Here is a 13869-nt window from a genome sequence, read left to right on the forward strand (position 1 = left end):
AGTGGGGCCTCCCCGGGTCACAAAGCAGCGGATTTCGTTTCTCCCCAGCGTGCCGCGCCCGCCGTCATGGACTATCGGCGCCTCGGGGGACAAGAATGGATGCGAATGAAGCCCAGAAAGCTTCATGAGATTTTCCGTCCCACCAACTTCAGGAGAACACCACCACCATGGCCGAAGAACTCCGCTATGCCCCCGTCCCCGAAACCCACGCACCCTATGTGGCCGCCGCGGATCGCTACGAGGCCACCGGCTACCGGCGCGTCGGCAACTCCGGCCTGGTCCTTCCCCCGATTTCCCTGGGCCTGTGGTGGAACTTTGGCGACAACCGCCCATTCGACACCCAGCGCGAAGTGTTGCGCCATGCCTTCGACCACGGCATCACGCACTTCGACCTGGCCAACAACTACGGCCCGCCCTACGGTTCCGCCGAGGAAAACTTCGGCCGCATGCTGCGCGGCGATTTCAAGGCCTACCGCAACGAGCTGATCATCTCGTCGAAGGCCGGCTGGGACATGTGGCCGGGCCCCTACGGCAACCTGGGTTCGCGCAAGTACATCATGGCCTCGGCCGACGAGTCCCTGTCCCGCATGGGCCTTGACTACGTGGATATCTTCTACTCGCACCGCCCGGACCCGGACACCCCGATCGAGGAGACCATCGGTGCGCTGGACACCCTGGTCCGCCAGGGCAAGGCCCTCTACGTGGGCATTTCCTCCTACTCCCCCGAACGCACCGCACAGGCCGCGCAGGTCGCCAAGGACATGGGCACCCCGCTGGTCATCCACCAGCCCTCCTACTCGATGCTCAACCGCTGGGTGGAAGACGGGCTGTTGGACACCCTCAAGGAACACGGCATGGGCTCGATCGCCTTCACCCCGTTGGCCCAGGGTCTGCTGACCGGCAAGTACCTCAAGGACGAGTCGGCCATCCCGTCCGGCGGACGGAACTCGCTGGCCGGGCACCTGACCGAGGAGAACCTGTCCAAGGCCCGCGACCTGTCCAAGGTCGCCGAGGCGCGCGGCCAGTCGCTGGCCCAGCTGGCCATTGCCTGGCTGCTGCGCGAGGGCGGGGTGACCTCGGTGCTGCTCGGGGCATCCTCGACGGCGCAGCTGGATGAGAACCTCGGAGCCCTGGGCAACACCGCATTCAGCCCCGCGGAGCTGGAACTGATCGACAGGATCGCCGCCGGCGATGCCGGAATCGACCACTGGCGCGCGGCGGCCACGAGCTAAGAAGCCGAAGCGCCCCGACCCGAAACCCTGCGGACACGAATTCCGCAGGGTTTCTCGTCGTTAACAACTAATACCGCAGATGAACAATTCGCTGACGGCGGATATCACCACCGATCCCGCGTGACCGGCTTCACAAATCGCAGTTTTCGCGACATGATGTAACCGTACGTGGCGCGCAACGCAGATTTTCGCCGCCCAGTGACTACCAGAAGGAGCATGGCCGTGACCGCCAACGCCCAGACGACGCCAACCGCCACCGGATATCGAGTCCTGAACCCCGCCACCGGCGCCGTTCTCGAGGAATTCGCCACCGCCACAGACGCAGAGGTCCAGGAAGCCATTGCCGCGGCCGAAGCCGGCTACCAGGTGTGGAAGGACGTCGACATCAACGAACGCGCCAAGATCGTCTCCCGCGTCGGCGAGCTCTTCGCCGAACGCGCCGACGAGCTTGCCGCGATCATCACCCGGGAAATGGGCAAGCCCCTGTCCGAGTCCAAGGGCGAGGCCGAGTTCTGCAAGGACATCTTCGAGTACTTCGCCACCGAGGGCCCGACACTGGCCGCGGACACCGAGATCAAGGCCATCGGCGGCGGCAAGGCCATCATCCAGCGCCTGCCCGTCGGCCCGCTGCTGGGCATCATGCCATGGAACTACCCGTACTACCAGGTCGCCCGCTTCGTGGCGCCCAACCTGATGCTCGGCAACACCATCGTGCTCAAGCACGCCGAGACCTGCCCGCGTTCGGCCCTGGCCATCGCGCAGATCATGGATGACGCAGGCGTACCCGCCGGCGTCTACAACAACGTCTTCGCCTCGCACGAGCAGATCTCCACCATCATCGAGGATCCCCGCATCCAGGGTGTCTCGCTGACCGGCTCCGAGCGCGCCGGCGCCATCATCGGCGAGCAGGCCGGACGCAACCTGAAGAAGGCAGTGCTGGAACTGGGCGGTTCCGACCCGTACGTCATCCTCGACTCGGCGGACATCGCCGGGGACGCGGCCACCGCGTGGGCCACCCGCATGGAGAACACCGGCCAGGCCTGCAACTCCAACAAGCGCATGATCGTCATGGAGGACATCTTCGATGACTTCGTCGGCGAACTGACCAAGCTTGCCGTCGACCTGGTTCCCGGCGACCCGGCCAAGGAGGAGGAAGGCACCTTCGGTCCGCTCTCCACCCGTGGCGCCGCCGAGGGCGTGGCCGCACAGGTCCAGGACGCCATCGACAAGGGTGCAACGCTGCACGCCGGCGGCCTGCTGCACGAGGGCCCGGGTGCCTACCTGTCCCCGACGATCCTCTCAGGGATCACCAAGGGCATGCGTGCCTACTATGAAGAGCTCTTCGGCCCGGTGGCGATTGTCTACAAGGTGTCCTCCGACGAGGAAGCCCTGGAATTGGCCAACGACACCCAGTACGGTTTGGGCGGCGCGGTGTTCTCCACCGATCCGGCCCGCGCCGCAAAGGTTGCCGCTGGCCTTCAGGTCGGCATGGCCAACGTGAATGCGCCGAGCGCCGAAGGTGCGGAAATGCCCTTTGGCGGCGTGAAGCGCTCGGGCTTCGGCCGCGAGCTGGGCCCGCTGGGCATGGAGGAGTTCGTCAACAAGCGCCTCTTCTACGTGGCCGACTAACCACACGCAGCACCGTGACATGAAGCGAGGCTTCGTGCGAACCCCCGTCCGGGGATCGCACGAAGCCTCGCTTGTTTGCGGCGCGCCTGTTAAGGCATGCGTTCCAGCGTGCCGATCCGCTGGCCCTGCGCATCCATGATCTCAAGTGTGTCGGCCCCGAGCGTGGCACCGGCGGCATGCGAAAGCCAGGTGTCGACGCCCTCGCAGAACATCCTGGTTCCACCCAAGGGGCCGAAGGTGATGTCCGTGCCGGATGCCTCGTAGCTGCCCAGCAGACGGTTGCAGCCGTCGGTGCCGTGCAGTTTCCCGTCGGCTTCGAGCACCAGGCTCGGCTGCCCGGTCCCATCGGATCCCCAGCTGCCCACCGGATCGGGCGGCACGGGCGTCGAGGAAGCGCAGGAGGACAGCAGCAGGGCGGCTCCCAGGAAGGCGAGTGCGGAAAGCTTCCTCGTCATCGCTCACTTCCCCACGTAGTCGAAGTGCCAGGCCTCGGCATAGGGCGAGCCCTCTTCAAGGATCTTGCGGTGCACCCAGTTGAACTTCTTGGAGTTGGCCTTCAACCACTTGTGGTATTTGCCGCGGAAGGAATAGTTGTGGGTCTCGGGCACGTCGATGGCGGTGCCCCAACCGTGGTTGGAGGTCCCGGGGCGCGCCGCGACATAGGGTCCGAGTTCGACCCAGTAGGCATCTTGGGTCGCGCGGGTCCGGTAGGCCAGGTCGATGTCGAGATTGTGGCCGAACTTCTTCTTGAAGGCGGCGTTGAGCCGGTTCAGGTCCTTCAGCGCGGGAGCGGCGATGAGGGTCTTTTCCTTGTCCCATCCGATGGCCACCAGCATCCGTTCCGGGACATTGCCGTTTTCCTGCCCCAGCACCGTCTTGGCCGAATATTTTCCGGGCTTGGTGGTCGCCGCGGATTTGCGGGCCAGCTGGCTGGTCTTCATCCAGCCACTCATCCCCTGTGTTCGGACGAAGATCCACCCCTTGACCGAGCCTGCGGTTTTTTCCATCTTCTTGTCGCGGTACACCACCGAGTTGCGTGGGATGTCACCGATGCGGATCTTGCCCTTCACGCTCTCATGGAGGTCGCTGCCGGGGACCTTGGTCCAGTACCGGTCGGTCAGCCCAGCACGGTTGGAGGTGTATTTCTTGTCGATGTAGATCTCGCGACCGGGCTTCTTCGCAACAACCTTCAGGTATTTGCCTTGCACCCATCCGGTTTTTCCCCGGCTGGTGATCTGGCTGAATCCCGCCGAGACCTTTTTGACCGTGTAGATGCCGGCCTTGGGCACCGTGGCCAAGGCCTTGGAGGTGGTGTTCGCTTGCCGGCGCAGTTTCAGCGCGACGGTGCTCTTGCCAAGGTCCCCGCGCTTGATGGCCTTGGAGGTTTTCTTGGGCACCGCACGCAAATAGGCACTCGAGACCCAACCCGTTTTCCCGGCGTAACGGATCTGGCTCCACCCCGGCTTCGTCGAACCCACGGTCAGCTTGGTGCCCTTGGGAATGAGCGCCAGCTTCCTGCCCGAGGTGGAGGGCTTCGAACGCAGGTTCAGGTTTGCCGTCGCTTGGACGGTCTTCACGGCCGCCGCGCCGATCTTGCCCGGATGCTGCGAAACAAGGTGTGCCGCGGCAGCCTGCGCGACCGACCCCTGGACGGATGCCGACGGAACCTGCTGTGCCTGGGCCGGGCTCAGGGTGGCCAGCACAAGCGCGGCTCCCATGAACAATGCCGTGGAAACCCTATTGGGAGGCCATCGGCCATCCCGTGTGTCTTTGCCCTGCATAGCTCCCCCACCATCCACTTTCACGCGACATACCTGACAAGGGGCGATCGAAGCCCCCTAGTGCATTATTAGACTAACCTTTTTGCTAAGAGGTTTTTCCGGCGCTTGCTCCGCACGTTCCGTGTCTGGAGTAAGGCCGTTGCCAATTGCGAGGAGTCACTGGATGTCAGCGAAACTACGTTTCAAGAGAAAGCCGCGCCCGATCCCGCCCGAGGAAGCCCCCGTTGCGGCGGCCGTCGTGGCTCCACCCGCCCACAGCGTGTCCGGGATGTGGATCGATCCCCTGGGGCGCGTGGCCACGCGGTCGGTCCAGCTGCTGGTGGTACTGGTGCTGGCCTCGGCCGTGGTCTTCAGCCTCCTGCGCCTGAGCGTGATCGCGCTGCCGATCCTGATCGCCTTGATCCTTTCCTGCGCGTTGTGGCCTCTGGTGCGCCTGCTGCGCAAGGTCATGTCGGCCATGCTGGCGGCATGGTCGGTGTTCCTGGGTTCGTTGCTGGTGCTCGGCGGCATCGGGACCGCGCTGGTCTATTCGGTGCTTGCCGAATGGTCCACGCTGGTGGACAAGGGCGTGGAGGGCTTCAACAAGCTCCAGGGAATGCTGAACCGGCTGCCCTGGAACATATCCAGCGAGCAAATCGACCAGGCCGTCAGCCAGGTCACCGGTTTCCTGACCAGCTCCCAATTTGGTGCCGGGGCCCTGAACGGGCTTTCCGCCGCGGGCAACTTCTTCACCGGTTTGGCCTTGCTGCTGGTGATCCTGTTTTTCTTCCTGAAGGACGGCGACAAGATCTGGGCTTTCTTCCTCTCCTGGATGCCGGACCACCAGATGCACCGCTGGCTTTCCACCGGTGGACGCACCGTTGAAACCCTCGGCGGTTACATGCGCGGCACCGCCACCGTGGCGGCGGTGGATGCGATTGGCATCACCGTGGTCTTGCTCGTGTTGCGGGTCCCGCTGGCCATCCCACTGGGCGTCGTGGTGTTCATGAGCTCCTTCATCCCGTTGGTGGGTGCCACCTTTGCCGGGATCCTGGCGACCTTGATCGCCCTAGTGACCAATGGCCCCGTGGTTGCCCTGATTGTCCTGGGTGCGGTGATCGTGGTGAACCAGCTGGAAGGAAACTTCCTGCAGCCCGTGGTCATGGCCCATGCCCTGAACCTGCACGCGCTGGTGATCTTGCTGTCACTGGCCGCCGGCACGGTGCTCGGTGGATTGGTGGGTGCGGTGTTGGCCGTGCCGCTGACGGCCGTTGCCTGGGCAATCGTGAAGATCTGGTCCGGCCGTGACCTTCCCGGATTGGATCCCGGTGCCGATTCCAAGAAGGACGATGCCGCGCAGGAGCCCACCGCGGAGCAGGTCCTGGCCCATGCCGAGGTCGGTGCGGCCGAGCGGGCACAGGATTCGGATGCCGAACGCGAGACCGGATCCCCATCCCCGGCTCTGCGCCCCAAGCGTTCCTGACTGCGGGCTTCCCAAGATATTACGGGCCGTGGAACCAACCTTTTGGTTGGATCCACGGCCCGTTTCACGTCGGGGCGCGGCCCCCGAAATGCAATGTGGTTAGCGCAGGTACTTCGAGCTGACCCAGCCGGTCTTCCCCGCATAGCTGGTTTGCGTCCAGCTGCTGCGCGTGGCCTTGACTGTGACCTTCTTGCCCTTGGGAATCACCAGCAAGGATCGTGTCGACGTGCTCGTTCCGGTGCGCAGGTTAAGCCGGTCGGTGGTCGTCTTCACCTTGGCCGGAGCCTTGTATACGGCAAGTTGCTTCGCCGGAACCCAGCCGGTCTTCCCCGCGTAGCGCACGCGCAACCACGACCCGCTCTTGGCATCCACGACAACCTTCTTCTTCGCGGCAATGCCCACCACCGAAGCCGACTTCGCATCCGCCGACTTGCGGGCCACGACCTTCGACTTGGTTTGGTACGTGGTCTTCTTTACCGACTGGATTGCCGGGGGTTTCGGCTTGGCCGGGGCCTTGTAGAGGGCGAGCTGGCTCGCAGGAACCCAGCCGGTCTTCGCCGCGTAGCGCACGCGCAACCACGACCCGCTCTTGGCATCCACGACAACCTGTTTCTTCGCCGCAATGCCCACCACCGAAGCCGACTTCGCATCCGCCGACTTGCGCGCCACGACCTTCGACTTGGTGACATAGGTGGTCTTCTTCACCGACTGGATTACCGGGGGCTTCGGCTTCGCCGACGGCTTGGGTTTGGCCGGGGCCGCACCGGCCTTGACCACCCGCAGGTAGCGGTTGTTGACCCAGCCGGTGGAGCTTCCGGCCTTGACCTGGCTCCAGGTGCCGTGGCGCGTCAGTTCGATGACGTCTGTGCCTTCGCGCAAGATCTTGACGATCCTGGTGTTGGTGCCGGGTCCGCTGCGCATGTTCAGGTTAGCGGCGGCCTCATGGGTCGGCTTGGTCGGCGCGGGCTTGGCGACCGGCGGCTTCGACGCCTGGGGTGTAATGGAACCGATCTTCTTCAGGTCCGCCGAGTTGATCCAGCCCGAGTGCTTCCCGGCCTGGACCTGGGACCAGGTGCCCCGTACCTGCCGCAGGGCAACCTTGGAGCCGCGGCCCAGGGCTTGGGTTTCCTTGTAGGTCGTTCCGGCTCCGGAACGCAGCTTCAGGTTGCGAAGGACCTCGTGCGTCGCGGGCAGCGTCGCCTGGTTGACGGTGGAGACCTTGCGCGTCAGGCCCGCCGAGACCCAGCCCTCGGTTCCCTTGTACTTCACCCGCAACCAGCCGGCGGAGCTCTCGTAGGCCTCGATGGTGGCGCCGGCCGGAATCATCAGGAGCTTCGCATACCAGGTGGCGGCCCCGGAACGCATGTTCAGGCCGTTGGGGTTGGTGTACTTGGCGAAGGGCACCCGGACGCCGTTGGTGACGGTGCCGGTGGGCGTCAGTGCCCACTCGGGTGCCGCGGCCATCGGGTTGGGCGTGACGGCAAAACGGTTCATCCAGCCGGTCGTGGAGCCGTACTTGACCTTGATGAATGAGCCGTTGAGCAGTCCGTTGATGGCTCCTGGCTGGCTGGTGACCTTGGCACTGCGTGACGGCCTGGCCAGGACCTTCGAGGTGGCGGATGCGTAGGCAAAAAGCTCCGCCTTGCCGCGCGCGAAATACGTGCAGGTCTTCTGCGACTCGGAAGAAATCTTTGTCGCGTGGGAACCGAGGTTGAGCCCGCGGTCCTTGAGGAACGCGGCGGGGTTGCGCACGTTTCCGTCTTTGGAGTAGAAGCGGTCCTTCCAGATCTCCAGGTGCAGGTGCGGGCCCGTCGAGGGACCGGAGGAGCCCACCAAGGCGATCTTCTGCCCGGACTTGACCTTTTGGCCCTCCCTGACCAGGACATCGTTGGGCCACATGTGCATGTAGGCCGATTCGTAGGTGTCCTTGCCGAACAGGTGGGTGACAATCACCTGGCCCGAGGTCGAGCCGGTGCCCCTGACGATCTTGCGCACGGTGCCGTCGGCCACCGCATAGATCGGGGAGTTGTCCTTGGTGCCCATGTCCTGGCCCAGGTGGTGGGTCGATCCGCCCACCACCGGCATGCAGCGCGGCCCCATGGGCGAGGTCATTCGGTAGGTTTTCGGGACAAGCGGCAGGGAGAACGCCCCGGCGCGTACGGGACTGGTCTCTGGGAAGTCAGTGGTCCCCTGCGAGGTGGCAGGTAGCGCAGCGGCAGGTAGCGCAGCGGCGGGCAGAGCCGCAAACACCAACCCTGCCGCCAACACCCCCGAGAAAAGCGCGCGAAGTGATTTCGGTATGGCCATTGTCAGTGGTCTTCCTCTAAGGGGCGTATCGCCCCGCAAGGGAGCAACGCGATGTGCGAGTGGTCGGGAGCATCACCCAAACATCGCCCCCCCAGGTCACTACCATATGCAAAATCCGCCCCCGGTGCGGGAAAACGGCAATCATGATTTCGCGTGTCAGCCCAAGTGGGTGCTGTGGACCCAGCCTTCAAGCCGCCCGGCACGGACCTTGGTCCACTGTCCCCGGCTGGCCAGGACCTCGACCTGTTGGCCGGCCCCGAGCTGCGCCACGGCGCGGTAGTTGGCGGATGCTCCCTGGTACAGGGTGGTCTCCGCGATCGTGACGGGTGTCGTGGAGGCCAAGTAGCGCAATTGCAGTTGGCTGGCCGGCACCCACCCGGCGTCCTGGTCCAGCATGATCCTGCACCACGGACCCAACTTCCCGTTGACCCGCACCAGGGTCCCGGCCTGCATGATGCGCATGACCGGAAAATGATCCCCGGCGTCCTTGCGGACATTCAGGCGCACCGTGGTGGTGTACTCGGTCGGTGCCATGGGCTGGATGCCCGTGGCCGGGCGCCGCACATTGATGCGGGCAAGGTAGGCGCTGGGAACCCAACCGATGTCCTTGCCGGTGGAAACCTTGGCCCATGTGCCCAGCTCCTCCAGCTTGCGGACCTGGAGATTTGCCGCCAGCACGCGCAACACCGGGTAGTTGGTGCCCGAGCCCTTGCGCAGGTTCAGGTCCGCGGTGCTGCGGTGCGTGGGAACAAATTCCTCGTCGGGGACTTCCGGGGCGCTGTCGACTCCGCCGGCCATGGCAGCCACCTGGCTGGCGACCGGGCGCGCCGGGACCTGCGGGCGTTGCCTGGGTGCCTCGAGTCGCTCGAGGCATTGGGTCGGGAGCCAGCCGAAGGTCTGGCCGTGCTGCACGCTGGCCCACAGGCCGCTGACGCGCAGCAGGTACACGGGGGTGCTTTCCGGGATCAGGTACTGGGTGGCGTAGTGCCGGCCGGCACCCTTGCGCAGCTTCAGTTCGGCCGTCGTGCGGTGGGTCGGTCCGGGAACCTCCACCGGCACCGGTGCCGGATTCGTGCGTGCAAAGTCGAATTTCTTCATTCCGGCATCACCGCGCGACGGTGTTGCGGCACCGGGGAAGGCCATGGCGAGGCATGCACGGACACGTGGAACACGTTTGGATGACCTCACTGGGAAAGCGGTTGACCGGAGACTGGCATGCGCGGCGGCAAATCATTGCACGGAGCGATATCACACCCGGGCCGTTGGCAACAACCTCGTGCCGGGATGCGGGCACTTGGACATGCCTACACCCCATGTTATTGCACAGACGGCCTAGGCCCCCAGTCTAGATCCGGGGGCCTTGGTCACAACGATGCTTCGGGGCACCCGGCGCCGCAGCGCCCGGGCTCCCGTGGGGATCAAATCTGGCGGGCAGCCAGTTCGCTGTCGAGGCGCAGCAGTCCGTTGCCGTCGTTGTTGATCATCTTCACGCGGTCAAGGATCTCGCCAACGGTGGCTTCCTCTTCGACCTGCTCCTCGATGAACCAGTTCAGCAGCGGCACCGAGTCGATGTCGCCCTCGTTGTGCGCCAGGCGGTAGAGGTCGCGGATGGATTCGGAGACCTTCTTCTCGTGGTCCAACGAGGCCTGGAAGGCACCGTCCACGGTGGAGACATTCACGGCGGGTGCCGAGACGTCGCCGATGGCCGGGTGCGCACCACGGTCGGTCATGTGCGTGATGAACTTTTCCGCGTGCACCAGTTCCTCCGCGGCCTGGGCACGGAACCAGCCGGCAACGCCGGGCAGGCTCAGCACGTCCATTTCAATGGCCAGCTGGCGGTAGACGGTCGAGGCCGCAAGTTCCAGGGTGATTTGCTCGTTGAATGCGTCTGCAAGCTTTCCTTTAAGTTCCATGGCACACACGCTACCGACTCTTTTGTGCCTTGTCACCGAAGTATGGCCGTACTTACCTCACGGTAAATATGGCATGCCTCGGGCCAACGGAAGGGCTTACCAAGGTGATGCTCACCTTGGTCTGCGGGTCCCGGACAGCGAACCTGCCGGGTGCAGTTCGCGCGCCGCGGCATTGGCCGCCCTCAGCGCGACGAAGACCGCGGCCATGGCCCAAGCCCATCCGGCAATCACCGCGATCCAGGCCGGTGCCGGACCGATCACCGATTCCAGCAATGCTGCAGGCAGCGCGGCAAGGCCAAGCAACACCACGGGAAGCCGCATCCTGCGCAGCGGGGCCCCCGCGGCACGGTGGCCCGCGTCCCAGCATTCCTCGCAGTGCATGGTGGCGCTGGTGCGGATGCCCAGGGCCGGGTTGATGCCTTGCTTCCCGCCCTCGACCGTGCCGTTGATGGCGCGCACGGCCCAGGCGAAGGCCACCGCCAGTGCAGCACAGAGCAGGACCGCAATCTGGTTTTCGCTCACGGGCGGGCAGCCCGATCGCCGCCGTGCATCTTGGCGAGCATGGTGTTTGCATCGCGCAGGCCCAGCAGCAGGCCGCCGACCATCACCAGCACCCCAATCATCAGTGAAGCGGGCTGGAGGTAGTCCGCGCCCGGGGCCAGCAGCGCGGCGACGCCGCCGGCTGCCATGACCACCGCGGCAACCCAACAACCGATGATGCCCTTCTGGGCGGCGGCATGGTGTCCCAGCAGCCAGCATTCCTCGCAGTGCATCAGGGCAGGCGTGCGGATCCCCACCCAGGCGTTGCGCTTGATCTGCCCCGTGGCAGCTGCCCTCATCATCCAGGCCAGTGACGCCATGAGCAGCACCATGAACACCGTCATGATCAAATCGGTCATTCTCTCCCCGTCCATGGGTGTGGCTCGCCCCCTGTGCCTCGCCGACATTTGCACTCAACGCTACGCCACGTGGGCGAAACCCGGTGTCCATGGCCATCCGGTAGAGGTCGCCGGCGGTCCGCTAGCTGGAGTGCCTCCAGCCCGTGGCTGGTGCGGTTGACCGTCCCTAGCCGCTCAGCCCGGCGCGGCGCAGGGCCTCGGCCATGGCCGTGTTGCCTCCTGCGGGCTTGGCTTCGCGGGAAGCCGCCGGCTTGTTGCCGCGCGACGCACCCTGGGCACCGCGCGGGCCACGGGAATCGGCACTGCGCGGACCGCGGGGCCCGCGCTCGGACTTCTCGGCCTTGGCGCCGGGCTCGTCGTCCAGGCGCAGGGTCAGGGAGATGCGCTTGCGCTCCGGATCCACCTCGAGCACCTTGACCTTCACGACCTGCCCGGAGGTGACGACCTCGCGCGGATCGGAAATGAACTTGTTGCTCATGGCCGAGACGTGCACCAGCCCGTCCTGGTGGACGCCCACGTCGACGAAGGCGCCAAAGGCGGCCACGTTGGAGACGGTGCCTTCCAGGATCATGCCGACCTGCAGGTCTCCGATCTTTTCCACTCCCTCCTTGAGGTTCGCGGTCTTGAAGTCGGGGCGCGGGTCCCGGGCCGGGCGCACCAGTTCGGAAATGACGTCCTTGACGGTGGGCAACCCGAATTGCTCGGTGACAAATTCCCTGGCATCCAACGAGTCCACCGACTGGTTCCGGGCGGTGGCCGCGGCCAGCAGGGTCTCGGCCAGGCCGTAGGCCTCGGGGTGAACGGCCGAGGCATCCAGCGGCTGCTTGCCGCCGGTGATGCGCAGGAATCCGGCGCACTGTTCGAACGCCTTGGCGCCCAGGCGCGGGACCTTCAGCAGGGACCTGCGGGTGGCGAAGGGGCCGTTGGCATTGCGGTGCTCGACGATGTTGCGGCTCAGCAGGGAGCCGACGCCGGCGACCCGGGCAAGCAGCGCCGGGGATGCGGTGTTCACGTCCACGCCCACCGCGTTCACGCAGTCCTCCACCACGGCATCCAGTGAGCGGTCGAGCTTCGCCGGGGTCAAATCGTGCTGGTACTGGCCCACGCCGATGGACTTGGGTTCGATCTTCACCAGTTCGGCCAGCGGATCCTGCAGGCGTCGGGCAATCGAGACCGCCCCGCGGATGGACACGTCCAGCTCCGGCAGTTCCGCACTGGCCAGCGCGGAGGCCGAATACACCGAGGCGCCCGCCTCGGAGACGATGACCTTGGCGGGCTTGTTGGTCAGCTTGGCGATGACCTCGCCGGCAAGCTTGTCGGTTTCCCGGCTGGCGGTGCCGTTGCCCACGGCGATGAGCTCGGTGCCATGCTTGGCGGCCAGGGCAACCAGCGTGTCAACGGACTGGTTCCACTTGTTCGCCGGGGCATGCGGGTAGATCGTGGCGATGTCCACGACCTTCCCGGTGGCATCCACGACGGCGACCTTCACCCCGGTGCGCAGCCCCGGGTCCAGGCCCAGCACCGCGCGGTTCCCGGCCGGGGCCGCGAGCAGCACGTCGCGCAGGTTCGCGGCGAAGACCTTCACGGATGCTTCCTCCGCGGCCTCGAAAAGCCGGGTGCGCAGGTCGGATTCGAGCCGGGCCAGCAGGCGGCCGCGCCAGGCCAGCCGCACGGTCTGGGCCAGCCATTTTCCGGCCGGTGCATCGGCGGCCGCGGTGATGCCCAGGGACTTGGCGACCGCAGCCTCGTAGGAGGCGCGCGCCTCGGCCAGCGCCGCGTCGTCGCGCGGGTCCGCCTCGGCAAGTTCCAGGTCCAGCACGCCCTCGCGTTCCCCGCGCAGCAGCGCCAGGATCCGGTGCGAGGGCTGGGTGGCCACGGGCTGGACGAAGTCCTCGTAGTCGGAGAACTTGGCCGCGTCCGCGGCCGGGGCACCTGCCGCGGTCTTCGAGGCGATCTTGCCCCGGGTCCACAAGCGCTCGCGCAGTTCGGAGACCAGCACCGCGTCCTGGGAGGCCCGCTCGGTGAGGATGGCGCGGGCGCCGGCGAGCGCCTCGGTGGCGGCGTTGATCTCGTGCTCCGGGTTCAGGAACCTTGCCCCCAGCGTCTCCGGATCCTGGGACGGGTCCTCGATGAGCGAATCGGCCAGCGGTTCAAGGCCGGCCTCGCGGGCAATCTGGGCCTTGGTGCGCCGCTTGGACTTGTAGGGCAGGTAGAGGTCTTCGAGTTCCGCCTTGGTCGTTGCGGCCCCGATCGCGGATTCCAGCTCCTCGGTGAGCTTGCCGGCTTCCGAGATGGCCTTGAGGATTGCAGCCCGTCGTTCCTCGAGTTCGCGCAGGTAACGCAGTCGTTCCTCCAGCATGCGCAATTGCGCATCATCAAGGGTCCCGGTGACTTCCTTGCGGTACCTGGCAATGAAGGGAACGGTGGATCCGGCATCGAGGAGCTCGATGGCGGCCTTGACTTGCCATGGAGCAACGGGTGCCCCGGCTGTGGAAAGTTCTGCGGCAATGGTCTGGATTATTCGGCTCTGGCTCACCCCTCCAGTTTGCCGCATCCATGCGAGCTGGCCCCACCGTCGCCGCCGCGTGCCGCGGATGTTTCCCAATGGCGCCCCGGCACCTTGTCTCCAAGACGACAAGGTGCCGG

General features: G+C 65.7%; 11 protein-coding genes. 3 read left to right on the forward strand and 8 right to left on the reverse strand.

Features of this window, described 5'->3' with window-relative positions; translation table 11 throughout:
- Positions 1-167: 167 nt before the first annotated feature.
- Both mgrA and J2T21_RS10230 read left to right on the forward strand, forming a co-directional pair.
- A complete protein-coding gene (gene mgrA / locus J2T21_RS10225) occupies positions 168-1232 on the forward strand; it encodes an L-glyceraldehyde 3-phosphate reductase (RefSeq protein WP_307581072.1) in 1065 nt (354 codons plus the stop codon).
- A gap of 216 nt (positions 1233-1448) precedes the next feature.
- On the forward strand, positions 1449-2861 hold the full coding sequence (locus J2T21_RS10230) for an NAD-dependent succinate-semialdehyde dehydrogenase (RefSeq protein ID WP_307581074.1): 1413 nt from the start codon (positions 1449-1451) through the stop codon (positions 2859-2861).
- A gap of 89 nt (positions 2862-2950) precedes the next feature.
- Here J2T21_RS10230 and J2T21_RS10235 read toward each other — a convergent pair whose 3' ends face one another.
- Both J2T21_RS10235 and J2T21_RS10240 read right to left on the reverse strand, forming a co-directional pair.
- Positions 2951-3316, reverse strand: a complete 366-nt coding sequence (locus J2T21_RS10235; RefSeq protein WP_307581076.1) for an META domain-containing protein — start codon at positions 3314-3316, stop codon at positions 2951-2953.
- Positions 3317-3319: 3 nt separating this feature from the next.
- Positions 3320-4579, reverse strand: a complete 1260-nt coding sequence (locus J2T21_RS10240) for an SH3 domain-containing protein (RefSeq protein ID WP_307581078.1) — start codon at positions 4577-4579, stop codon at positions 3320-3322.
- A 226-nt stretch (positions 4580-4805) separates the two neighbouring features.
- Between J2T21_RS10240 and J2T21_RS10245 the strand changes: the two genes are divergently transcribed.
- The gene (locus tag J2T21_RS10245) at positions 4806-6104 is read left to right on the forward strand and encodes an AI-2E family transporter (protein WP_307581080.1); all 1299 of its coding nucleotides are present in this window, start codon (positions 4806-4808) and stop codon (positions 6102-6104) included.
- Between the two features lie 99 nt (positions 6105-6203).
- On the opposite strand, the gene J2T21_RS10250 is transcribed toward J2T21_RS10245, so the two are convergent.
- The 6 genes from J2T21_RS10250 to J2T21_RS10275 form a co-directional block, all read right to left on the reverse strand.
- On the reverse strand, positions 6204-8216 hold the full coding sequence (locus J2T21_RS10250) for an SH3 domain-containing protein (RefSeq protein WP_307581082.1): 2013 nt from the start codon (positions 8214-8216) through the stop codon (positions 6204-6206).
- Between the two features lie 351 nt (positions 8217-8567).
- Entirely contained in the window at positions 8568-9509 is a 942-nt protein-coding gene (locus tag J2T21_RS10255) for an SH3 domain-containing protein (protein WP_307581084.1), read from the reverse strand.
- A gap of 320 nt (positions 9510-9829) precedes the next feature.
- Positions 9830-10324, reverse strand: coding sequence for a ferritin (locus J2T21_RS10260; RefSeq protein ID WP_307581086.1), 495 nt, complete (start codon positions 10322-10324; stop codon positions 9830-9832).
- A gap of 111 nt (positions 10325-10435) precedes the next feature.
- Positions 10436-10846, reverse strand: a complete 411-nt coding sequence (locus J2T21_RS10265) for an SdpI family protein (RefSeq protein WP_307581088.1) — start codon at positions 10844-10846, stop codon at positions 10436-10438.
- Entirely contained in the window at positions 10843-11223 is a 381-nt protein-coding gene (locus J2T21_RS10270; RefSeq protein WP_307581090.1) for an SdpI family protein, read from the reverse strand. Before J2T21_RS10270 ends, J2T21_RS10265 begins: the two co-directional genes overlap by 4 nt.
- 166 nt (positions 11224-11389) lie before the next feature.
- Positions 11390-13777, reverse strand: a complete 2388-nt coding sequence (locus J2T21_RS10275; RefSeq protein WP_307581092.1) for a Tex family protein — start codon at positions 13775-13777, stop codon at positions 11390-11392.
- Positions 13778-13869 lie beyond the last annotated feature (92 nt).

It is taken from the genome of Paeniglutamicibacter psychrophenolicus, assembly GCF_030812255.1.
GTDB classification, from domain to species: Bacteria; Actinomycetota; Actinomycetes; order Actinomycetales; family Micrococcaceae; genus Paeniglutamicibacter; species Paeniglutamicibacter psychrophenolicus_A.